Origin of the sequence: Pseudomonas sp. SIMBA_068, from assembly GCF_046534705.1 — a bacterium.
Classification (GTDB): domain Bacteria; phylum Pseudomonadota; class Gammaproteobacteria; order Pseudomonadales; family Pseudomonadaceae; genus Aquipseudomonas; species Aquipseudomonas putida.
Window position 1 is genome coordinate 1 of the sequence record NZ_JAWRYI010001282.1, and the last position, 247, is coordinate 247.

At 62.3% G+C, this 247-nt stretch carries 1 protein-coding gene; it reads right to left on the reverse strand.

Going from position 1 to position 247, the window contains the following annotated elements; translation table 11 throughout:
• Nucleotides 1-187 (reverse strand): P1 family peptidase (locus SB756_RS33700; RefSeq protein ID WP_410913716.1); only part of this gene is annotated, 187 nt, incomplete at its 3' end.
• Between the last annotated feature and the right edge of the window lie 60 nt (nt 188-247).

Sequence of the window (247 nt, forward strand, 5' to 3'; positions counted from 1 at the left end):
GCACGCCAAGCTCCTCTATCTGAACCAGTCCGACGGGTTTCGCAAAGCCGTTCAGGACCTCCACGCCACACGGCAGCGGCGTGAGAAACAGATTGTCGCCCGGCGGTACGATAGCGGTTACGCCAGTCTGCTTTTCGCCTTCATTCAGCGTGCAATGTCCGACACGCACGCCCGCCACATCGCTGATTCGATTGGTGGGTCCGCAGGCGCTTCGCGGCTGCCCAAGCTCACGTCTGTCACGCCAGCG